Annotated in this window: 23 protein-coding genes; 9 read left to right on the top strand and 14 right to left on the bottom strand. The window is 68.7% G+C overall.

The genetic code is table 11. The features are described from left to right. Positions 1-10: 10 nt before the first annotated feature. A complete protein-coding gene (locus DCD74_RS05345; protein ID WP_112926413.1) occupies positions 11-1,021 on the bottom strand; it encodes an N-acetylornithine carbamoyltransferase in 1,011 nt (336 codons plus the stop codon). Between the two features lie 234 nt (positions 1,022-1,255). Continuing rightward, complete coding sequence (locus DCD74_RS05350) at positions 1,256-1,612, bottom strand: hypothetical protein (protein WP_237049661.1); 357 nt, start codon at positions 1,610-1,612, stop codon at positions 1,256-1,258. 115 nt (positions 1,613-1,727) lie between these two features. Here DCD74_RS05350 and cysS point away from each other — a divergent pair, with 115 nt between their 5' ends. From cysS to DCD74_RS05370, 4 genes are all read left to right on the top strand, one after another. Continuing rightward, positions 1,728-3,110, top strand: coding sequence for a cysteine--tRNA ligase (gene cysS, locus DCD74_RS05355; RefSeq protein WP_112926414.1), 1,383 nt, complete (start codon positions 1,728-1,730; stop codon positions 3,108-3,110). 118 nt (positions 3,111-3,228) lie between these two features. After that, the gene (locus DCD74_RS05360) at positions 3,229-3,666 is read left to right on the top strand and encodes a SufE family protein (RefSeq protein WP_162615913.1); all 438 of its coding nucleotides are present in this window, start codon (positions 3,229-3,231) and stop codon (positions 3,664-3,666) included. 19 nt (positions 3,667-3,685) lie between these two features. After that, positions 3,686-4,915, top strand: a complete 1,230-nt coding sequence (locus DCD74_RS05365; protein WP_407072225.1) for an MFS transporter — start codon at positions 3,686-3,688, stop codon at positions 4,913-4,915. Between the two features lie 56 nt (positions 4,916-4,971). Next, on the top strand, positions 4,972-5,616 hold the full coding sequence (locus DCD74_RS05370; RefSeq protein ID WP_112926417.1) for a CDGSH iron-sulfur domain-containing protein: 645 nt from the start codon (positions 4,972-4,974) through the stop codon (positions 5,614-5,616). Positions 5,617-5,703: 87 nt separating this feature from the next. Here DCD74_RS05370 and dksA read toward each other — a convergent pair whose 3' ends face one another. Further along, positions 5,704-6,720, bottom strand: coding sequence for an RNA polymerase-binding protein DksA (gene dksA / locus DCD74_RS05375; RefSeq protein ID WP_112926418.1), 1,017 nt, complete (start codon positions 6,718-6,720; stop codon positions 5,704-5,706). Positions 6,721-6,826: 106 nt separating this feature from the next. Here dksA and yidD point away from each other — a divergent pair, with 106 nt between their 5' ends. The 5 genes from yidD (at position 6,827) to DCD74_RS05400 (ending at position 13,680) form a co-directional block, all read left to right on the top strand. Then, positions 6,827-7,048, top strand: coding sequence for a membrane protein insertion efficiency factor YidD (gene yidD / locus DCD74_RS05380; RefSeq protein WP_112926419.1), 222 nt, complete (start codon positions 6,827-6,829; stop codon positions 7,046-7,048). Between the two features lie 13 nt (positions 7,049-7,061). Further along, a complete protein-coding gene (locus DCD74_RS05385) occupies positions 7,062-8,408 on the top strand; it encodes a dihydroorotase (RefSeq protein ID WP_112926420.1) in 1,347 nt (448 codons plus the stop codon). 17 nt (positions 8,409-8,425) lie between these two features. After that, entirely contained in the window at positions 8,426-8,953 is a 528-nt protein-coding gene (locus DCD74_RS13105; RefSeq protein WP_112926421.1) for a hypothetical protein, read from the top strand. A 214-nt stretch (positions 8,954-9,167) separates the two neighbouring features. Next, positions 9,168-12,569: an autotransporter domain-containing protein gene (locus DCD74_RS05395; protein ID WP_112926422.1), complete on the top strand. Its 3,402-nt coding sequence runs from the start codon at positions 9,168-9,170 to the stop codon at positions 12,567-12,569. A gap of 295 nt (positions 12,570-12,864) precedes the next feature. Continuing rightward, the gene (locus DCD74_RS05400; protein ID WP_407072212.1) at positions 12,865-13,680 is read left to right on the top strand and encodes a M23 family metallopeptidase; all 816 of its coding nucleotides are present in this window, start codon (positions 12,865-12,867) and stop codon (positions 13,678-13,680) included. A gap of 145 nt (positions 13,681-13,825) precedes the next feature. Here DCD74_RS05400 and DCD74_RS05405 read toward each other — a convergent pair whose 3' ends face one another. The 11 genes from DCD74_RS05405 to DCD74_RS05450 form a co-directional block, all read right to left on the bottom strand. Further along, a complete protein-coding gene (locus tag DCD74_RS05405) occupies positions 13,826-14,713 on the bottom strand; it encodes a pseudouridine synthase (protein WP_112926423.1) in 888 nt (295 codons plus the stop codon). 27 nt (positions 14,714-14,740) lie between these two features. Then, complete coding sequence (locus DCD74_RS12645) at positions 14,741-14,980, bottom strand: hypothetical protein (protein WP_162615914.1); 240 nt, start codon at positions 14,978-14,980, stop codon at positions 14,741-14,743. Positions 14,981-15,195: 215 nt separating this feature from the next. Next, positions 15,196-15,714 (bottom strand): arsenate reductase ArsC, encoded by a 519-nt coding sequence (locus DCD74_RS05410; protein WP_112926424.1) that lies wholly within the window; start codon positions 15,712-15,714, stop codon positions 15,196-15,198. A gap of 25 nt (positions 15,715-15,739) precedes the next feature. Further along, positions 15,740-16,768 (bottom strand): ACR3 family arsenite efflux transporter, encoded by a 1,029-nt coding sequence (gene arsB / locus DCD74_RS05415; protein ID WP_112927678.1) that lies wholly within the window; start codon positions 16,766-16,768, stop codon positions 15,740-15,742. A gap of 32 nt (positions 16,769-16,800) precedes the next feature. Then, positions 16,801-17,145: an ArsR/SmtB family transcription factor gene (locus DCD74_RS05420; RefSeq protein WP_112926425.1), complete on the bottom strand. Its 345-nt coding sequence runs from the start codon at positions 17,143-17,145 to the stop codon at positions 16,801-16,803. Between the two features lie 59 nt (positions 17,146-17,204). Beyond that, a complete protein-coding gene (gene folE2, locus DCD74_RS05425; RefSeq protein WP_237049662.1) occupies positions 17,205-18,110 on the bottom strand; it encodes a GTP cyclohydrolase FolE2 in 906 nt (301 codons plus the stop codon). Between the two features lie 34 nt (positions 18,111-18,144). Further along, positions 18,145-18,762 (bottom strand): isoprenoid biosynthesis enzyme family protein, encoded by a 618-nt coding sequence (locus DCD74_RS05430; protein ID WP_112926426.1) that lies wholly within the window; start codon positions 18,760-18,762, stop codon positions 18,145-18,147. Next, the gene (gene gph, locus DCD74_RS05435) at positions 18,759-19,430 is read right to left on the bottom strand and encodes a phosphoglycolate phosphatase (protein WP_112926427.1); all 672 of its coding nucleotides are present in this window, start codon (positions 19,428-19,430) and stop codon (positions 18,759-18,761) included. The genes DCD74_RS05430 and gph overlap by 4 nt, the downstream gene beginning before the upstream one ends. After that, positions 19,427-20,134 (bottom strand): bifunctional 2-polyprenyl-6-hydroxyphenol methylase/3-demethylubiquinol 3-O-methyltransferase UbiG, encoded by a 708-nt coding sequence (ubiG, locus tag DCD74_RS05440; RefSeq protein ID WP_112926428.1) that lies wholly within the window; start codon positions 20,132-20,134, stop codon positions 19,427-19,429. The genes gph and ubiG overlap by 4 nt, the downstream gene beginning before the upstream one ends. Then, positions 20,131-21,471: a TRZ/ATZ family hydrolase gene (locus DCD74_RS05445; protein ID WP_112926429.1), complete on the bottom strand. Its 1,341-nt coding sequence runs from the start codon at positions 21,469-21,471 to the stop codon at positions 20,131-20,133. Before DCD74_RS05445 ends, ubiG begins: the two co-directional genes overlap by 4 nt. Beyond that, positions 21,464-22,111, bottom strand: a complete 648-nt coding sequence (locus DCD74_RS05450; protein WP_112926430.1) for a TMEM175 family protein — start codon at positions 22,109-22,111, stop codon at positions 21,464-21,466. The genes DCD74_RS05445 and DCD74_RS05450 overlap by 8 nt, the downstream gene beginning before the upstream one ends. Between the last annotated feature and the right edge of the window lie 7 nt (positions 22,112-22,118).

Below are 22,118 nucleotides of genomic sequence, written 5' to 3' on the forward strand. Positions count from 1 at the left end.
GGGGTCTTCCTCAGTCGTTCTGGCGGATCAGCGTGGCCATCACCGCCTTCTGCACGTGCAGGCGGTTTTCGGCTTCGTTGATGGCGATGCAGTTGGGCGAATCCATCACCGCGTCGGTGGCTTTCACGTTGCGGCGCAGCGGCAGGCAGTGCGAGAACACGCCGTTGTTCGTCATCGCCATCTTTTCCTCATCGACGATGAAGTGCTTGAAGCGGTCGCGGATCGGCTTTTCCTGCTCCCACTGGCCGAAGTACGGCAGCGCGCCCCAGCTCTTGGCGTAGACCACATCGGCATCCCTGTAGGCGCTGGCGATGTCGTGGCTGACGGTCAGCGAGCCACCGTTCTCGGCGACATTCTGCTTCGCCCAATCCATATAGCGTTCGTCGAGCAGGTACTCGTCGGTCGGGCACAGCAAGGTGACATCCATGCCCATGCGGGTGGCGATGGTCAGCGCGGAATTCGCCACGGCGGTGTTGAGCGCCTTCGGGTGGTAGGTCCAGGTCAGCACGTACTTCCTGCCGCGCAGGTCCTCGCTGCCGAAGTGCTCCTGCAGCGCCTGCGCGTGGGCCAGTTCCTGACAGGGATGGGTAATGGTCTCCATGTTGATGACCGGCACCGTCGCGTACCTGGCGAAGCCGTTGAGCACGCGGTCCTGGCGGTCGATGGACCAGTCGACGAACTTCGGGAAGGCACGCACGCCGATGAGATCGACATAGCGCGACAGCACCTTCGCCACCTCGGCGATGTGTTCCTCGGCCTCGCCGTCCATCACCGTGCCCAGGTCGAACTCGATCGGCCACGCGTCCTTGCCCGGCTGCAGCACCACCGCGTGCCCGCCCAGCTGGAAGGTGCCCAGCTCGAAGCTGGTGCGTGTGCGCAGGGACGAGTTGAAGAAGACCAGCGCGCCGCCGCGGCCCTTCAGCGCATCGCCGAACTTGTGCTGCTTGTAATAGGCGGCTTCGCGCAGCACGGCGTCGAGTTCGGCGCGCGTCCAGTCCTGGGTATTGAGGAAATGCTTCATGGTCGAAGGTTCTGGTGAGGGTTGAAAACGAAAAAACCCGGCACGGAGGCCGGGTTTCGGGATGCTGCGACAACGACGCAGGCCGGACCGGCGGTCAGAAATCGCACAGTCGGCGCGCACGCGAGGTCATGCCCGCGGCCATCCAGGCGGCGGACTGATAAGCGGTGCGGGCGGCGGCGGACAGGGTCTGCATGAGGCGCGCATGGTGGCACGGCAGGCACCGCGCCACAAGGCTCAGGGCCGCGGGCGGGTGCTGGCCATGGGGGTGATGCCGATGCGGATGCGCAGGCGGCGACCCGGGTCGTGCGCCAGCCGCGAGCGGTACTTGCTGCCGCGATAGGTGTAGTCCACGTCGTAGCCGATGGTGGTGCGCATCTCGCGCGGCACCTTGACCTGGCGGCAGCGGCCGGCGGCGGCGCACTGCTGCTGCATCACCCCGACCGTCACCACCTGCTCCACCGGCTGCACGCGCAGGACTTCGGCGTAGTCGTAGCGCACCACCTCCAACGGCTCCGGGGCGTCGGCTTCGCGGGCATCGACCGGCGCGGCCATCGACACGAACAACAGGGCGGGCAGCAGTCGGAAGGTCACGGCTCGGCACGTCGGGCGGGGGCCTGAAGTGTAGGCAGCCGCGCCCTACGCCCAGCTGAACCGCGACTGTCGGGGACCGCGCCGCTAGAATTGCAGGGCTTCGCCGAGGACCCGCATGAGCCTGCATCTCCACAACACCCTGACCCGCCGCGTCGAACCCTTCGTACCGCAGGACCCGGCCAGCCCGACCATGTACGTCTGCGGGCCCACCGTCTACAACTATGTGCACATCGGCAACGCGCGCGGCCCGGTGGTGTTCGGCGTGCTGGCGGCCCTGCTGCGCCGGCGCTTCGGCGGCCTGCGCTATGCCCGCAACATCACCGACGTCGACGACAAGATCAACGCCGCGGCGAAGGAAGCCGGCACGCCGATCTCGGCGATCACCGACAAATACGCCGCCGCCTACCGCGAGGACATGGCGATGCTGGGCGTGGATGGCGAATTCGCGCCCGACATCGAACCGGCCGCCACCGACCACATCGCCCAGATCATCGCGATGTGCGAGCGGCTGATCGCCGATGGCCACGCCTATGCCGCTGAAGGCCACGTGCTGTTCTCGGTGGCGAGCTTCGCGGAATACGGCAAGCTCTCGCGCCGCGACCCGGAAGAAATGCTGGCCGGCGCGCGCGTGGAAGTGGCGCCGTACAAACGCGATGCCGGCGATTTCGTGCTGTGGAAGCCCTCGACCGACGACCTGCCCGGCTGGGATTCGCCGTGGGGCGTGGGCCGTCCGGGCTGGCACATCGAATGCTCGGCGATGGCGGCGGCGCATCTCGGCGAGACCATCGACATCCACGCCGGCGGCATCGACCTGCAGTTCCCGCACCACGAGAACGAGATCGCGCAGAGCGAATGCGCGCACGGCGGCCGCACCTTCGCGCGCTGGTGGATGCACAACGGCATGCTGAATTTCGGCGGCGCCAAGATGTCGAAGTCGATCGGCAACATCGAGCGCGTGCACGACCTGGTGCGCGCCCATCCGCCGGAAGCGCTGCGCTACGCCCTGCTCTCCGCGCATTATCGGCAGCCGCTGGAATGGAGCGACGGGCTGATCGAGCAGTCCGTGCGCACGCTGGACCGCCTGTACGGGACGTTGCGTGACCTGGGCGATGTCGATGCGGAAGCGCGCATTCCCGACGCGCTCGAAGCCATCCTCGACGACGACCTCAACACGCCGGCGGCGCTCGCCGAAATCGCGCGGTTGGCCGGCGAAGCGCGCAAAGCCGAAGGCGACGATGCACGCCGCGAAGCGAAGGCCGCCCTGCTCGGTGCGGGCAAGGCGCTCGGCCTGCTGCAGCAGTCGCCCGCCGCATGGTTCGCGCGTGGCACGTCGGGGGATGACGATGCGCGCATCCAGTCGCTGGTGGATGAACGCATCGCCGCCAAGCAGGCGCGCGATTTCGCCCGCGCCGATGCGATCCGCGATGAACTGGCCGCCGAAGGCATCGTGCTGGAAGACACGCCGCAGGGCGTGCGCTGGGTGAGGCGCGGCACTTAGCCCGCGCCACAAGCGCCGCTGCCGCAACGAACGCCCGCCACGGATGGCCGGGCCGGACGATCCGAAGTCCTCTTCATCTCGCCACGGACGGCAGCAGGCCATCAGCCGAAGGATTGACTTGAACGACACCGCCTTCCCGCTCGAACCCACCGCCGCCGAAGCGCAGGCCGCCATCGCCGACGAGTTCGCGCTGTTCTCCGACTGGTCGGAGCGCTACCAGTACCTGATCGACCTGGGCCGCAAGCTGCCGGACCTGCCGGCGGAACTGAAGAACGACGAGCACCGCCTGCACGGCTGCCAGTCCAACGTCTGGATCGTGGCCGGGGGCGATGCCGACCGGCTGGATTTCCGCGCGATCAGCGACTCCGCCATCGTCTCCGGCCTGATCTATCTGGCGCTGCGCGTGTATTCGGGCCGGCCGGCGGCGGAGATCCTCGCCACCCAACCGGACTACATCGCCGCGATCGGTCTGGCCAAGCACCTGTCGCCGACCCGCAGCAACGGCCTCGCCGCCCTGCTCGGCTTCATCCGCGACCGCGCCGCCGCGGCCGCCTGAGCCGATGACCGAAAGCCCCATCTCCACGGCCACTGAATCGCCGTTCGCGCGGCCCGGTTTCCGCTGGCTGATGGGCTATCGCATCGCCACCATGCTCTGCTACCAGATCGTCGCGGTGACGGTCGGCTGGCACGTCTACGAACTCACCCGCGACGCCTGGGCGCTCGGCCTGATCGGCCTGGCCGAGGTGCTGCCGTTCTTCTGCGTGGCGCCGTTCGCCGGCTATCTGGTCGACCACCTGCCGCGCCGCAAGCTGGGCATGGCCGCCTGTGCAGGGCTGGTACTGACCGCGCTGCTGCTGGCGTGGATCGCGCAGGGCAGCTTCCCGATCAAGGGCGTCTGGCCGATCTACGCGGCGATCGCGCTGGGCGGCTCGGTGCGCGCGTTCCTCGGCCCGGTCTACAACGCACTGTTCGCGCGGGTGCTGGCGCGGCCGCAGTTCGCCCGCGGCGCCAGCCTGGGCAGCGTGATTTTCCAGGCCGGACTGGTGCTGGGCCCGGCCATCGGCGGCCTGCTGGTCGGCTGGGGCGGCAAGACGCTGGCCTACGGCGTGGCGGCCGGCTGCGGCGTGGTCGCCGTGTCGGCGTTGGCGATGATGACCGTCACCGAGCCGCCCATGCAGATGCAGCGTGGCCCGGTGTTCCAGAGCATCGGCGAAGGGCTGCGTTTCGTCTTCGGCCACCAGATCCTGCTCGGCGCGTTGGCGCTGGACATGTTCGCGGTGCTGCTGGGCGGCGCGATCTCGCTGGCGCCCGCCTTCATCAAGGACGTGCTGCACGCCGGCCCTGAAGCGCTCGGCCTGCTGCGCGGCGCCCCGGCGCTGGGCTCGATGGCGGTGGCGATCTGGCTCTCGCGACATCCGCTGGAAGCCAACGCCGGCCGGCTGATGCTCGGCGCGGTCGCCGGCTTCGGTGCCTGCATGGTCGGCTTCGGGCTGAGCACCTCGCTGTACCTGTCGATGGCGATCCTGCTGCTCTCCGGCATCTTCGACGGCATTTCCGTGGTGCTGCGCTCCACCGTGCTGCAGCTGGCCACGCCCGACGAAATGCGCGGCCGCGTGTCGTCGGTCAACAGCATCTTCATCAGTTCGTCCAACGAGCTCGGTGCGTTCTGGTCGGGTTCGATGGCGCGACTGCTCGGCCTGGTGCCCTCGGTGGTGCTGGGCGGCTTCCTGACCATCGGCGTGGTCGCCGCGACCGCGAAACTGGCGCCGAAGCTGCGCCGGCTGGACCTGCGCGAGCTGCACTGACGCCGCGATTGCATCCGCGCCGCGACGATGCCCGCATCCACCCGGCGGGAGGCGACATGGGCATCACCACGATCCGCGGCGAACGCATCGCCGTCAGCTTCGACAGCGACCGCTGCATCCACGCGCGCTTCTGTGTGCTCGGCAATCCCAAGGTCTTCGTGCCGGGCGCGGACGGCCAGTGGATCTTCCCGGACCAGGCCGATGCCAACGAGGTGGAGGCGATCATCCGCCGCTGCCCGTCCGGTGCGCTGGCCTTCGAGCGGCTGGACGGCCAGGCCGACGAGCATCCGCCCGTGGTCAACATCATCAAGATGCATGAAAACGGTCCGCTCGACCTGCATGCCGACACGCTGATGAACGACGGCAGCCACCGCCTGCGCACCGTGCTCTGCCGCTGCGGCCACTCCAACAAAAAACCGTATTGCGACGGCAGCCACCACGACAGTCATTTCAGCGCCTCCGGCGAGCGCGACGCGAAGGAGGATGCCAAGCCGCTGGCCGAACGCGGCGGCGAACTGCGCGTGCGGCCGCAGAAGAACGGCCCGCTCAAGCTGGAAGGCCCGCGGGAACTGGTCAGCGGCGGCAACCGCACGCTCGACCGCATGGAATCGGTGAAGCTGTGCCGCTGCGGGCATTCCGGCAACAAGCCCTATTGCGACGGCAGCCACAAGAAAGTGGGCTTCGAGGCCGAAGGCGAATAGCCGCTCGTCGTGCCCGTATACGGAAAAGCCCCGCGGATGCGGGGCTTTTCTTTGGCTGGCGATGTGGCTTCGCCGAAGGGGCCAGGCTCAGTCGCCCTGCTGCTTCTGGCGGATTTCCCAGCGCTCCTGCGCATCGATGGTGCGCTCGGCCTGCGGGCGCGCCTCGAGGCGGTCCAGGCCGATCTCTTCGCCGGTATCGACGCAGTAGCCGTAGTCGCCCTCGTCCACCCGCTTGATGATGCTTTCGATCTTGTTGATCAGCTTGCGGTAGCGGTCGCGGGTGCGCAGTTCCAGCGCGTTTTCGGTCTCGCGGCTGGCGCGCTCGGCCTCGTCACCGATGTCGCGGACTTCGTCCTTGAGGTTCTCGATGGTCTGCTTGGACTCCTCCACCAGCTCCTCACGGCGCGTGATCAGCTTCTGGCGGAAGTACTCCATCTGCAGCGGGTTCATGTACTCCTCGTCCGCCGACGGCTTGTAGCCGGCCGGCAGCACCGGGCGGCCAGTGACGTCGTTGACCTTGAAGTTCACCGGCTTGGCCGTGCTCTTGGGCGCCGCCGGCTTCTGGCCGGTGGTCACCGCACGCAGCACCTTGAACGGGCCGGCAGCCGGACGGCTCGGGGCCGGCTTGGCAACGGGCTTGGCCGCGACGGGTGCCGGCTTTTCCACCTTCGCCTTGGCGACGGGCGCCGGGGCGGCAGCGGGCTTGGCCTTGGCGACCGGCGCTTTCGCGGGCCCCGCCTTCGCAGCGGGTGCCTTCACGGGTGCGGGCTTGGCCGGTGCCACGGCCTTCTTCGCGACCGGGGCGGCCTTGGCCGCCGGCTTCTTGGCCGGAGCAACCTTGGTGACAGCCGCCTTCTTCGGCGCGGCGGCCTTGGCCACCGGCTTGGCCGGCGCGGCCTTCTTCACCGCCACCTTCTTGGCCGGCACCGCCTTCTTCACCGCCTTGGTCACGGCTTTCGCAGCCGGCTTGGCAACCTTTTTCACGGCCTTGGCCGGGGTCTTCGCCACCTTCTTGGCGGCGGGCTTGGCGACCTTGGCGGCCGGCTTCGCGGCCTTCGGCGCGGACTTGGTTGCGGTTTTCTTGGCGGGTTTCTTGGCTGCCACTACTGTTTTCCTTGAGTTCCCTTGAGCCGGGGAAGCGGGCTGTTATAGCCTAGGGACCCCCCTCAGGCAAGCGCGCCATTATCCGGCATTTCGGCGTCCAAGCCCCGTGATTTCCAGATTCCTCATCTTCTGCCTGCGCGGTTACAAGCGCTGGATCAGCCCCCTGCTCGGCCAGCGCTGCCGATTCACGCCGACCTGTTCGGAGTACGCCATGGGCGCGGTCGAGCGTTTCGGCCCGTTGCGCGGCAGCTGGATGGCCGCCAGACGCATCGGCCGCTGCCATCCATTGCACCCCGGCGGGCACGACCCCGTGCCACCCCGCCAATAATCCAAGGAATGCCATGAAGTCCACGCTCATCGTCAATGCCCGCCTGATCAACGAGGGCCGCGAGTTCGAAGGCGACCTGCGCATCGAAGGCGAGCGCATCGCGCTGATCGGCGACGCGCTGGCCGCCCGCCCCGGCGAAACGGTGGTGGATGCCGGCGGCCGCTGGCTGATGCCGGGGATGATCGACGACCAGGTCCACTTCCGCGATCCCGGCCTGACCCACAAGGGCGACATCGCCACCGAATCGGCGGCGGCGGTGGCTGGCGGCATCACCAGTTTCATGGACATGCCCAACACCAACCCGCCGACGCTCGACAGCGCCGTGCTGGAGGCCAAATACCGGCACGCCGCCGGCCGCGCCTGGGGCAATTACGGCTTCTACCATGGCGCCAGCAACGACAACCTGGACGCGATCCGCGCACTCGACCCGAAGGCCGCGCCGGGCATCAAGGTGTTCATGGGCGCGTCCACCGGCAACATGCTGGTCGACGACCCGGACACGCTCGACGCGATCTTCCGCGAGACGCCGGTGCCGATCATCACCCACTGCGAAGACACGCCGATGATCGACGCGCGCTTCGCCGCCTTCCAGGCCGAGCATGGCGATGCGCTCTCCGCCGGGCACCATCCCGACATCCGCAGCCGCGAGGCCTGCCTGAAGTCGAGCACCTTCGCAGTGGAACTGGCGCGCCGCCACGACACCCGCCTGCACGTGCTGCACATCTCCACCGCCGACGAACTGGCGCTGTTCGAGCAGGGCCCGCTGATCCGCGCCGACGGCAGCCGCAAGCGCATCACCGCCGAGACCTGCGTGCACTTCCTGCATTTCGCGCGCGCCGACTACGCGCGGCTGGGCAACTTCATCAAGTGCAATCCGGCGATCAAGGACGAGTCCGACCGCATCGCACTGATCGCGGCGCTGGCCAATGACGTCATCGACGTCCTCGCCACCGACCACGCCCCGCACACGCTGGAGGAAAAGCAGCAGCCCTACGCCAAGGCGCCGAGCGGCCTGCCGCTGGTGCAGTACGCGCTGCTGGTCGCGCTGGAGCATGTGCGCGAAGCCCGGTTGACCCGTGCCCAGGTCGTGCAGAAGTTCGCGCACGCCCCGGCGCAGTTGTTCGATGTCGCCGAACGCGGCTTCCTGCGCGAAGGCTTCTACGCCGACCTGGTGATGGTCGAAGACCGGCCGCTGACCGTCGAGCGCGAGGACATCCTGTCGAAGTGCGGCTGGTCGCCGTTCGAAGGCCACACCTTCGGATCGCGCGTGGCCGGCACCTGGGTCAATGGCCGCCAGGTCTGGGACGGCACCCGCCTGATCGGCCAGGCCGACGGCCAGCGCCTGCGCTTCGACCGGTGAGTGCATTGGATATGAGGATGTGGGTGCTGGCCGCCGCATTGGCCGGCGCCGTCACCGCCTGCGCCGCCCCCGATACCGCCCCCAAGCGCGAGCCGCAGGCACCGCCGATGGCCGCTTCGCCCGCCGCGCAGCAGGCCGCGGCATCGCCCCCGGCGAAAGCCGCCCCCGCGGCCGTCACCCAGCCCGCGGGAGCCGCGCCGGTTCGCGCAAATCCGCCGCCCGCCCCCGCCAAGGACACGCCCGTGCATCGCAAAGTGCCTGTCAGCCCGCCGTCGCCGGATGCACCCAACCTGCCCCCGGGAGAGCGCCATGGCGGCAGCGCCGTCTTCGTGCCCCGCAGCATCAGGCCGGACGAGGCGCTGGCAGGTCGCGTTCCCGCCGGCAGCCGGGTCGAGGCGGATGGCCGTTCCATTCCGGTGAATGCGGAGGGCGGATTCAGCATTCCCGCCCCGCATCGTTCCAACAGCGTCATCAATTTGAGCGTGAAACGGTCGGATGACATTCGTCCGCCGATGACCCTCAAAGTCCATGTGCTGGCTGACTGACGCCACCGACGCGTCTAAATTGTCAGATTATTCCTAGACATTCTCCGGTTTTCGTTGATATTCCGCCTGTGAAATTGGGGCGGACAAAGCGGGTGGTCCATCTGACCCCTGCCATCGGTTGGATTCTGGGCACCCGGCAATTGTGCTAAAACGCGCAACAGCCCTTCATCTGTTGTTCACGTGAAGGCTATCCCTCGACCCTTGGAATTGTTCAATGACCCGGAGCCTTGCCCCGCGCGCCGCACGTCGTGTCGCGCCCAACCGTTCTCCCCTGTTCACCGCGATCGTTTTCAGCCTGGTGCTCGGCGCGACCGCCGCGCAGGCCGAAACCCGCATCCCGGCCATCGGTGCCGACGCCCAGTGCGACGCCAATGCCACTGCCGCCGATCGCCTGGATTGCCTGGACCGCCAGGCCCAGCTGCACGGCGCACGCCTGCAGCCGGCCAACACGGCTTCGGTCGGCACGCCGGTCGCGCCGGTCACCGCTGCCGCTGAAACCGGCAAGCCGGGCGACCCCGACAGCTGGCGCACCGAGGAGTTCGAGCAGGACTGGGGCCTGGGCGCCATCAACGCGCACCACGCCTATGCGCGCGGCCTGACCGGCGCCGGCATCCGCGTCGGCATCTTCGATTCCGGCGTGTCGCTCAAGCATGAGGAATTCGCCGGCAAGGACCACCGCGGCCTGGTGATCGGCGACCTGCTGGCCGACGGCAGCCGTTGCGCCCCCGACTACGCCATCGCCGGCCCGGACGCCTGCTTCGGCAGCGACGGCGGCCGCCCGCAGGTCACCGCGACCTATTGGGACCCGGCCCTCGAGCCCTACCTCAAGCCCGAATACGCCTACCTGCTCGGCAAGCTGGCGCTGGGCTATGAATCGCACGGCACCCACGTCGCCGGCACCATCGCCGCCAACCGCGATGGCAACGGCATGCACGGCGTCGCCTTCGGCGCGACGTTCAACTCGGCCCGCCTGTTCGGTGACAGCTTCGAGATCCTCGACATCAACTGCGCCTTCTTCGGCCAGTGCCGCGGTGCCAGCCAGGGCGCTTCGGAAAGCGCCTTCGCCGACATGTACGCGCAGATGAACGCCGCCAACGTGCGCGCGATCAACCACAGCTGGGGCCTGGGCCGCGAGCCCACCACCAAGGCCGCGCAGGACGCGATGTACAACAGTGCCGCCAACCGCGAACAGTGGGAAGTCATCCGCGACGGCTCGCTGGCCAAGGGCATGATCCAGGTCTGGGCCGCCGGCAACACCTCGTCGGTGATCCGCAGCCCCAACCTGAGCCCGATCGCCGGCATCTACGCCACCCTGCCGCGCTACATGCCGGAGCTGGAGCAGTACTGGCTGAGCGTGGTCAACGTGGGCGAGACCGGCAATGCCGCCAACCCCTACGTGCTGAGCAACCGCTCGATGAAGTGCGGCCTGAGCATGAACTGGTGCGTGGCCGCGCCCGGCAGCGTCATCACCTCCACCGTCGATGGCGGCGAAGCGCTCATCGACGACCTGGTCGAGGACGAGAACGGCAACTACCTGATCCCGGACATCGCCGACATCGTTTCGCGCTTCGGCTACGAGGACTACAGCGGCACCTCGATGGCGGCACCGCACGTCACCGGCGCGCTGGCCCTGCTGTTCCAGCGCTACCCGTACCTGAGCAACCCGCAGGTCCGCGACATCCTGCTGACCACCGCGACCGATCTCGGCGCGGCCGGCGTCGATGACATCTACGGCTGGGGCCTGATCAACCTGAAGAAGGCGATCGAAGGCTACGGCCAGTTCCGCGTTGACACCTACGTGGTGATGAACCAACAGGCCGGTGGCCTGCACGTCTGGAACGACGCCCGCGTCTGGGACAACTGGACCAACGACATCGGCGGCTCGGGCCGTCTGAGCTTCGACAGTCAGGCCGGTGGCTGGCTGCGCCTGTCGGGCAAGAACAGCTTCAACGGCCTGACCGTCAAGGGCGGCGTGCTTGAACTGACCGGTGCCAACACGCTGGCCAGCGACGTCAAGGTGGACGGCGGCATCTTCATGCTCGGCGCCAACGGCACGCTGACCGGCAGCCCGCTCACCGTCAACGGCGGCGCGGCGGTCATCAACGGCAAGGTGCTGGGCGCGGCCACCGTCATCAACAAGACTGGCTACCTGCGCGGCACCGGCACCCTGGGAAACACCACGGTGTTCGGCACCATCGCCCCGGGCAACTCCATCGGCACGCTGACCATCAACGGCGACTACGTGCAGAAGGCCGGTTCGTTCGTCGATGTGGAAATCGAGCCGCCGAGCAGCAACGACATGATCGCGGTCAGCGGCAAGGCCACGCTGGAAGGCGGCACCGTGCGCGCCATCCGCATGCCGGGCGTGTTCGCGCTGGGCCAGAGCTACAACATCCTGAGCGCCCAGGGCGGCGTCACCGGCACCTTCGCCGGCGTGGATACCGGTGGCCTCAGCCCGTTCCTCGGCATGAACCTGCGCTACGGCGCCAACAACGTGTTGGTCGATGTGATCCGCGCCGCCGCGCTGGCTTCGGTGGCGGGCACGGCCAACCAGAAGGCCACCTCCGCCGCGCTCGACGGCCTGGCCAACAACAATGCGCTGCTGCAGGCACTGGTGATGCTGCCGGATGCGGCCAGCGCCAATGCCGCCTTCGACCGCCTCTCCGGCGAACTGCACCCGACCGTGCGCGGCCTGCTGGCCGATGACAGCCGCCATGTCCGCAACGTCGCGCTGACCCGTGCCCGCACCGGCCAGGACGCCTTCACCGGCCAGTCCGCCGGCACCGGCTTCGCGCTCTGGGCCGACCTGCTCTCCAACGGCGGTTCGCTGGAAGGCAATGCCAATGCGGCTTCGGCCCGTTACTCCGGCCACCAGATGCTGGTCGGCGGTGACTACCAGTTCGACGGCGGCTGGCGCGTCGGCGTGCTAGGCGGCACCGGCCGCAGCGATGCCGATGTCGGCCTGCGCGCGTCCAAGGCGGAAATCCGCAGCCGCATGATCGGCGTGTACGGCAGCCAGCGCTGGGGCGGTTTCGGCGTGCAGGGTGGCCTGAGCCACGCGGCGCACGAGATCGACGGCGAGCGCACCGCCGCCTTCGCCAACTTCAGCAATGGCCTGAAGTCGCGCTACGACGGCAGCACCGACCAGGCCTTCGTCGAAGCCGGCTACCTGTTCGGCGGCGCCGCCTGGCAGATCGAGCCCTACCTGCAGTACGCCAACGTCCGCGTCGAGACCGATGCGTTCACCGAAACCGGTGGCGTCGCGGCCCTGCATGCCGGCAGCGGCGAGAGCAAGCTCGACCTCGCCACCGGCGGCCTGCGCTTCAGCCTGAACCTGAAGGGCGCGCAGCAGGAACAGACCTGGCTGAGCCTGCGTGGCGGCCTGGCCTATCGCCAGGCCAACGGCGACGTGACCCCGGCCAGCGCCATGAACTTCGCCGGCAGCGGCGTGTTCACCGTGCAGGGTGCCCCGCTGGCCAAGAAGGCCACGCTGGGCGAGCTCGGCATCGCCGCGCGCCTGTCGGAGCGCACCTTGCTGGAGCTGGGTTATACCGGCCAGTTCGCCGACGAGGGCAACGACCACGGCGCCAACGCCCGCATCTCGGTCCGCTTCTGATCGGACTGCGTGTAAGTGTCGGGAAAGGGGCGGCTCCGGCCGCCCTTTTCTTTTGGGGGGATGCGGAATGAGGATGTGGCTTCGGTTGCGCCGCGCTTGCGGAGACGGCCTCGCCCCCATCGTTGCCCGAAGATTCCGCTCTACTGAGCCTCGGACGCGCGGGCGATTGCACCGCGATATCCGGCACGAAGCGTCTTCACCGCATCACGCCCCGCGCTGCGATGGATGACGCACCGTGGCGGCAGGTTCATCGCATCTGCGGCAAGCTGGGTCACAGCCCCACCGGAGACCCCGCATGAAGATGCCCCGCCCGCTGCTCGCCGCATTGCTGCTCGCCGCGCTGCCGGCTCTCGCCCAGCAGACCCGCATCGCCGACCTGCCGGCGAAGGCCTCGCAGGGCGCGTTGATCATCGGCCGCGCGGTGCCGGGCGCCGATGTGCGGGTGGAAGGACGCAAGCTGCGCGTGGATGCGCAGGGCCGCTTCGTGTTCGGCATCGGGCGCGACGAGAAGGGCCCGATGCGCGTCCGCATCCAGCCACCGGGCGGCGAGATCCTCACCGCCGACATCACCGTCACCCCGCGCGACTGGCCGATCCAGCGCATCAACGGCGTGCCGCCTTCCACCGTCAATCCGCCACCGGCCATCGCCGCCCGCATCGCGCGCGAGAATGGCAGGATCGTCGCCGCCCGCCGCGACGACAGCGCCGCCGACAACTTCGCCCAGACCTTCATCTGGCCGGTGCAGGGCCGCATCAGCGGGCGCTTCGGCAACCAGCGCATCTTCAACGGCACGCCCAAGTCGCCGCATTCGGGCATGGACATCGCCGCCGGCGCCGGCACCCCGATCCGCGCCCCGGCCGGCGGCACCGTGACCCTGGCCGAAAAAGATTTCTACCTGACCGGCGGCACGGTGATGATCGACCACGGCCACGGCGTCAGCAGCAACTTCCTGCATATGTCGCGGCTCGACGTGAAGGTGGGCGATGTCGTCAAACAGGGCGACGTGGTCGGCGCGGTCGGTTCCACCGGGCGCTCGACCGGGCCGCATCTGCACTGGGGGATGACGTGGTTTGATACCAAGATCGATCCCTTGCTGGTGCTGCCGAAGTAACAGTATTCGCATGTGGATGACGATGCGCGCGGCGGCGCGTTTGAGTCACCGAAACCGTCATTTCGTGATGGGCGCGGTTCGACACCAGGATCGATCCGTTGCGGGCGCTGCCGAAGTAGAAGTCGGCGCAGGCCGTCAGCCACCCTCAATCCCCGATGCCGCCCAGCCCGAGCCCGCTGTCGAATACCCGCGACGCCCCCGTCAGCGGGTCGATGAATTCAAGCCGCTTCGCCCACAGCTGCAGCGGGCGGGAAAAATCCGCGGCCGGCGAATCGACCAGCGCCGGATACAGCGGATCGTTGTCGATGGGTGCGCCGATGCTCGCCATGTGCACGCGCAACTGGTGCTTGCGGCCGGTGACCGGCGACAGCGCGTAACGCCAGCGCCGCGCGCCGCGCACGATCACCTCGATGCGGGTCTCGCTGTTGGGCGTGCCCGCCACCTCGCGCATGCGGAAGAACGGCTCGCCCGCTTCCAGCCGTGAGCGGCGCGTCAGCGGAAATGCCACATCGGGCAACGGCGCCGCGATCCCCTCATAATGCTTGGTGACCCGACGCTCGCGGAACAGCGCGGCGTAGGCATCGCGCGTGTCGGGACAGGTGGAGAACATCACCAGCCCGGCGGTGTCGCGGTCGAGCCGGTGCAGCGGCACCAGGTCCGGCGCATCCAGCCGCGCGATCAACCGGGCCAGCAGGGTTTCCCGCACATGCCGGCCGGCCGGCGTGACCGGCAGGAAATGCGGCTTGTCGACTACCAGCAGATGCGCGTCCCGATGCAGCACGGTCTCGACGAAGGGAATGGCGGGCTCGTCCTCGACCTCGCGGAAATAGCGGATCTCCATGCCGACCCGGTAAGCCGCATCGACCGGCAGCGGGCGGGCATCCGCATCCTGCACCAGGCCGCGTTCGAAGCGCCCGATCCACACCTCGCGCGGGATGGCGGGAAAGCGCGCGCACAGGCCATCCAGCAGCGTGGCCCACGGGCCGGGCGGAAGCTGCAAGCGGCTGGGCAGTGAAAGGGGCTCGGCGGTCATGTGGCGTGGCGGCTTCGGCGGGCGATGTCAGGTGCGGAGGGCCCGACGCTGGCGGCAGCATGCCGGTTTTTGCCGTGCGCCATGCTGGTTCGCCGCCATCAAACTCACGTTCGGGGCGTCGCGCGCGACACTTTTTGCATCCCCGATGACCCGGAAAGCATCGTGCGCGAGGCTTTCTGCCTCGTTGTCGATGCGCTTCGCATGCCGCGCAACCTGATAGAGCCTCGCACGCGACACTTTTTGCATCCCCGATGACCCGGAAAGCATCGTGCGCGAGGCTTTCTGCCTCGTTGTCGATGCGCTTCGCATGCCGCGCAACCTGATAGAGCCTCGCACGCGACACTTTTTGCATCCCCGATGACCCGGAAAGCATCGCACGCGAGGCTTCCTGCCTAGTCAACGATGCTTTTCGCACCCCACACGACCCGAAGCGTCCCGTGCAGGACGCACCCGGACATCACCAGCGGCTCCCGCGCCGGAGCTCAGCCCGAAACCGCCTCCCCCACTTCGCCTTCGCGCCCGATCGCGTGCAGATGCGTCTGCAAGGCCAGCTGGTCCAGCGCCTCGGGCTTCAGGCTCAGCAGCAGGTGGATGCGGTGGCGGAGGATGCCCATCGCATCGCGGAACGCCTTGCGCCTCGCGGACTCGTCGCCTTCCACGCCCACCGGGTCATCCACGCCCCAGTGCGCGGTCATCGGCTGGCCCAGCCAGACCGGGCAGGTTTCGCCCGCCGCCTTGCCGCAGACGGTGATGACGATGTCCATTTCCGGCGCACCGGGCGCGCTGAATTCGTCCCAGGACTTGCTGCGCAGGCCGTCGGTGGCGATGCCGGCTTCCTCCAGCACCTCGATCGCCAGCGGCTGCACCTGGCCGGACGGGTGGCTGCCGGCGCTCCACGCCTGCAGGCGGCCGCCGGAGACATGGTTGGCCACGGCCTCTGCCATGATGCTGCGGGCCGAGTTGCCGGTGCACAGGAACAGGATGTTGTAGCGGTCTTTCATCTCGCGGATTCCGGAAAGAAGGGATTCATGCGGCGGCCCCGCCGTACCAGCGGCGGCTGCGGTTGACGATGTGCACGACCGAAAGCATCACCGGCACTTCCACCAGCACGCCCACCACGGTCGCCAGCGCCGCGCCGGAATGCACGCCGAACACCGCGACGGCGGTGGCCACGGCCAGTTCGAAGAAATTGCTGGCGCCGATCAGCGCGGACGGCCCGGCGATGCAGTGCGCCACGCCCAGGCGCTTGTTGAGCCAGTAGGCCAGCCCGGCATTGAAATAGACCTGGATCAGGATCGGCACCGCGAGCAGCGCGATGATCAACGGCTGGCGGACGATCTGCTGGCCCTGGAAGCCGAACAGCAACACCAGCGTGAGCAGCAGCGCGATGAGCGACACCGGCCCGAGCCGTCGCAGCACCGCCTGCAATGCGGCCTCGCCGCCACGCGCCAGGATCAGCTTGCGCAGCAGCGCGGCCACGATCACCGGCACGACGATGTAGAGCGCCACCGACAGCAGCAGCGTGGCCCACGGCACACTGATCGAAGACAGCCCCAGCAGCAGGCCGACCAGCGGCGCGAACGCAAACACCATGATGAAGTCGTTCAGCGCGACCTGGCTCAGGGTGAAGCGCGGCTCGCCCTCGCACAGGTGGCTCCAGACGAACACCATCGCCGTGCACGGCGCGGCGGCCAGCAGGATGAGCCCGGCGATGTAGGCATCGATCTGGTCGGCCGGCAGCCAGTCCGCGAACAGGTGGCGGATGAATACCCAGCCGAGCAGCGCCATCGAGAACGGCTTGACCAGCCAGTTGACGAACACGGTGACGCCGATACCGCGCCAGTGCCGCCCTACTTCGCGCATCGCGCCGTAGTCGATCTTGAGCAGCATCGGGATGATCATCAGCCAGACCAGCACGGCGACCGGCAGGTTGACCTTCGCCACCTCCACCGCCGCCAGTTGCCGGAACAGGCCGGGCAACAGATAGCCCAGCCCGGTGCCGACCACGATGCACCCCAGCACCCACAGGCTCAGGTGGCGCTCGAAGCCGCCCATCCGGCGGGCCGGCGCGGGCGCTGCCACGGCGCTCATCGCGTCCCTGCCTTGCGCGGTGCCGGCGCACAGGCCACCGGCGCGCACAGTTCCGGCTGGCCACCGCAGCAGTGGTCGCCGAGGAAGCCGACCAGCGCCTGCATGCGCTCGAAATCGGCGCGGTAGCGGATGTTGCGGCCGAGCGGCTCGGCGCTCACCAGCCCGGCGTGCGACAGCGTCTTGAGGTGGAAGGACAGCGTATTGCCCGGTACCTGCAGGTATTCGGCGAGCTCGCCGGCGAAGGCACCTTCGGGGCCGAGTTCGACCAGCCGCCGGAACACCGCGAGGCGCGATTCCTGGGCCAGGGCCGCGAGGGCGTTGACAGCGTCTTTGTTATCCATTGTTCCAGAATATTGGAACAATCATGGCAGTTCAATGACATCGGGCGCTGAGGGGGATGTCAGTCGTTGCGGCCGGCCACGCGCGCCACGGCATCGTGGGCGTGCAGGCTTTCCAGATGCACGACCTTGGCCTGCCAGGCGCGGACCCACGGCAAGGCGGACAGCGCGGCGCCGACGCGGCGGGCGGCGTCTTCGCAGAACATCAGGTTCTCGGCGTTGGCGCGGGCGAAGGCCTGCTCGTCCTCGCGCTTCACCGCGGTCTGCACCGGCGTACCGAGCGCCTGCTCCAGCGCATCGGCCAGGGCGACGACCGGCAGGTGTTCGAAGCCTTCGGCCAGTTCCACTTCGACATCGGCCACGCTGCGCTGCGCGTGCGGGGTGGCGGCCAGCCCGGCCTTGGAGGCCAGCCAGTCACGCACCGCATCGGCATCCACCTCGCCCTCGCCGAAATGGCGGGCGAAGGCCTGCGCGTTCAACTCGCGCGACAACGCGGCGGAGGCCGGACAGGTGCTGGAATATGCCACCCGGATCGACAGCCAATGGCGGCTGCCGCTGGCGTCACGTTCGCTGCGCAGCTGCACGGGATAGCGCTTCCAGCCGTGGTGGTCGCTGACCAGCGCCGGGCGTTCCAGCAGGTGGTCGAAGCGCAGCAGCAGCTGCACGCGGTCGCTGGCGCCCTGCTGGGATTCGATCAGCCCGGCCAGCAGCGCGTCGAGCGAGAGCGCATCGAGCCGGGCCTGCGGCAGGGCCTGCTGCAACTGCAGGTACAGGCGCGACATGTGGATGCCGCGGCGGTCGGGGTCCAGCAGGTTGACGCCGACATCGGCCTGCGCCGGCACCTGCACGCGCTCGGACAGCCGCAGCGGCAGCGCGATGCCTTCCATCCCCACCCAGTCCAGCGCGCGCGCCAAGGCGGCGGGCTCGAAAGCGACATCGGGCAACGGACGGTGTGCGGTCATCAGCATGGGCGTTCAGCGTGGGGGCGCCGGGCCGGCCATTTTACCCGGGCAAGCCGGCGCGGGCGGCCCGCCAGCTGCAACGCAGCGTCCGCCACGGGCTGAGCGGGGCCTGTTGCATGGTGTTGCGGGTGTTCCGCAGCGCGGCCAGCAGGCGACGCGGGCGGCTGCCTTCGGCAGGTGTTTGCGATGTCGCATCGGTCAGCGACAGCGCATCGCCGAGCATTGCGGCGATGGCGGCGCGGCCGTCGCGGTCTTCGGCGAAGAGGGTGCGTTCGGCCTGCGCCAGCACTCCGGCGAGTTGGTCCAGCGCCTGCAGGTCCGGCGCGTCGCGGCGGGCCAGCGCCGGCAGCGCGTCGGCGATGGCGCTCCAGTCCACCGGCTGTTTCTGCAGCACCGCACCGAGCGGATGCCGGCGCGCACCCTTCGCCCAGCCACGCAGCTCCTCCTGCCACCAGGCGAGCTTGGCCAGGCCTGGCGCGGGCTCGGCGGTGGCGGCAGCATCGGTCCATTCCTGCAGCAGCGCGAACCAGTGCTCGGCGGCGTCACGCTGGTCGGCGGCCACGAACACCCGGGCGATCACCCATTCCGGCCAGCGCCCGCGGAATTTGTCGACGAAGCTGGCGGCCTCGGAGACCGCTTCGATGATGGATTCGCTCACGGCCAGCGGGCCGGGTCGAGCAGGTCGTGCGGCGCGTCGACCATCACCTCGGCACCCCAAGCGGCGGGTTCGTCGCCGTCCATGCGGTAGCCCCAGAGCGCGGCGATCGACGGCATGCCGGCGGCACGCGCGGATTCGATGTCGCGGCGGTCATCGCCCACGTACACGCAGCGCGATGGCGCGACGCCCAGCACTTCCGCCGAATGCAGCAGCGGCAGCGGATGCGGCTTGCGCTCGGGCAGCGAATCGCCGCCGATCAGCACCGCGCAGCGCGTGTCCCAGCCGAGCAGCGGCATCAGGTCGCGGGCGAGTTTTTCCGGCTTGTTGGTGACGATGCCCCAGCGGCTGCCCTGCGCTTCCAGCGCATCGAGCAGTTCCGGGATGCCGGCGAAGGGCGCGCAATGGCGGCCGAGTTCGGCGGCGTAGATGTCGAGGAATTCCGGCACGGCGGCCACGACTTCATCGCCATTCCACGCCGGGAACGCCGCCGAAGCCATCGCCCGCGCACCGCGCGAGACGAAGGGGCGGATGTCGGCCAGCCCCATCGGCGCGATGCCGCGCCGTTCGCGCATCACGTTGACCGTCGCCAGCATGTCGGGCGCGCTGTCGAGCAGGGTGCCGTCAAGGTCGAACAGCGCGACCTCGGGGAAACGCGTGCGTGCGGTCATGCCGGCTTGCGCGCGCAGGCCAGGTAATTGACCTCGGTGCGCGAAGACAGGCGTGCGCCGTTGCGCCACGGTTCGTACATCAGGCCGCTGACGTCTTCCAGCTGCAGGCCGGCGGCACGCAGCCACGCGCCGAGCTCGGAGGGCTTGATGAAGTCGCGGTACTGGTGCGTGCCCTTCGGCAGCACGCGCGCCACGTATTCCGCGCCGACGATCGCCAGCGCGAAGGCGGCCGGCGTGCGGTTGAGCGTGGACAGGAACAGGCGGCCACCCGGCTTCAGCAGGCGCGCGCAGGCGTCGATGATGCTGCCCGGGTCCGGCACGTGTTCCAGCATTTCCATGCAGGTGACGGCATCGAACGTGCCCGGCAGTTCGTCGGCCAGCGCTTCCACCGGCTGCAGGCGGTAGTCGATGCCGAGGCCGGCTTCCAGCTGGTGCAGCTTGGCCACTTCGATCAGCTCCGGCGCCAGGTCGATGGCGGTGACGCGCGCGCCCTCGCCCGCCAATGCTTCGGACAGCAGGCCGGCGCCGCAGCCGACATCGAGCACCTTCGCGCCTTCAAGTTCGACGCGCCCGGCGACGTAGCGCAGGCGCACCGGGTTGAGCGCGTGCAGCGCCTTCTGCGGGCCGTTCTCGTCCCACCAGCGGTTGGCCAGCGCGCCGAACTTGTGCAGTTCGGACTGGCGGGCGTTGGCGTGCGTGTTCATCGTGCGATCTCCACTTCCGCGATGCGGCCGCGCCAGCGGCGCGCGTTGGCGAGGATGCCGGCTTCGTCCATGTCCACCAGCCGGCGGTCGCGGAGCTTCGGCTTGCCGGCGATCCAGACGTCGCTGACCTGGTGGCGGCCACTGGCATAGACCACCTGCGAAATGACCTGGTGCAGCGGCTGGGTCTCGATCTGGCCGAGGTCGATGCAGGCGATGTCGGCCTGCTTGCCCGGCTCGAGCGTGCCGATGAGATCGTCCATCCCCATCGCCTTGGCGCCGCCCCAGGTCGCCGCGCGCAGGGCTTCGGCGGCGGTGAGTGCGGCGGCGTCATCGGCCACGGCCTTGGCCAGCAGCGCGGCGGTGCGGGTCTCGCCGATCATGTCGAGGTCGTTGTTGCTGGCCACGCCGTCGGTGCCGATGGCGAGCGTCACACCGGCCTTCATCAAGGCACACGCGGGGCAGAAGCCGGAGGCGAGCTTGAGGTTGGATTCCGGGCAATGCACCACGCTCACGCCGCGCTCGGCGCAGAGGTGGATCTCGGCCTCGGTCAGCTGGGTCATGTGCACGGCGATCAGGCGGTCGTTGATCAGGCCGAGGCGGTCGAGCCGCGCGATCGGGCGCAGGCCGAACTGGTCGATGGACTGCTGCACTTCCTGCGCGGTCTCGTGCAGGTGCAGGTGGACCGGGATGTCGAGTTGGTCGGCCAGCATGCGTACCCGCGCAAAGTTGTCGTCGTCCACCGTGTACGGCGCGTGCGGCGCGAAGGCGGTCTTGATCAACGCGTCGTCGCGCCACTGGTCGTGGACCTCGCCGGCGCGGTCGAAGTATTCGTCGTCGCTCTTCGCCCACGCGGTCGGGAAGTCGATGACCGGCAGGCCGATGCGCGCGCGGAAGCCGAAGCGCTTGTAGGTGGCAGCCTGCACGTCCGGGAAGAAGTAGTTTTCGTTGGCGCAGGTGGTGCCGCCGCGGAGCATCTCGGCGATCGCCAGCGTGCAGCCGTCTGCGACGAAGTCCGGACCGATCACCGCGCCTTCGATCGGCCAGATGTGCTGCTGCAGCCAGACCTTGAGCGGCAGGTCGTCGGCGACGCCGCGCATCAGGGTCATCGGGTTGTGGGTGTGGGCGTTGACCAGGCCGGGGATCAGCACCGCATCCGGCTTCGAGACCGTTTCCTTCGGCGCGTATTTCGCACGCGCTTCGGCGGCGGGCAGCACGGCGAGGATCACGCCCCTGTCGATGGCGACGGCATGGTTTTCCAGCACCACGCCGTGCGGCGCGACGGGAACGATGTGGCCGGCTTCGATCAGCAGGTCGCAGGTCTGGGGGGCATCAGTCATGGGCGACGGGCTCCGCGCGGAACACCCAGCGGCGGGCGATCCAAGACAACGGCCAGATCAGCATGAACCACCAGCCGCCGGCCCAGTTGGGCAGCACGGCGGACATGGGGATGCCGGCCATGAAAACGATCAGGGGAACGAGCGAACGCAGCTGGAACCAGCGCGTGTCCGGGACGCCGAGCTTGGCCGCGAGCCCTTCCTGCGCGGCGATGGCGCGGCGCTCCAGCACCGAGAACAGCGCGATGCCGGAGAGGATCGCGCAATACGCCATGAAGGCGACCGGCATGTCCTGGAAGAAGGCTTCGGAATACTGGCTGGTCCCGAACGGCACCAGCGCCACGAACATCAGCTGCATGATGTTGAGCCAGACCAGCTTCGGGCCGACGTGGGTGACGTATTTCCAGGCCTGCATGTGGCCGGCCCAGTACAGCCCCAGCACCAGGAAGCTGATCACGTAGGCGATGAACAGCGGGATCATCTGCGCCCATGCCTGGCCGGCGCCGACGCGCTCGACCAGCTCGTGGGTCGGCGCGCGGAACTCGATGGCCAGCAGGGTCATCGCGATGGCGAAGACCGCATCGCTGAAAAAGACCGCGCGGTCGTGGGGATAGCTTTCCTGTCTCGTCACCGGATCCGACATCCCCACT

Source organism: Lysobacter oculi (assembly GCF_003293695.1).
Lineage (GTDB): Bacteria > Pseudomonadota > Gammaproteobacteria > Xanthomonadales > Xanthomonadaceae > Solilutibacter > Solilutibacter oculi.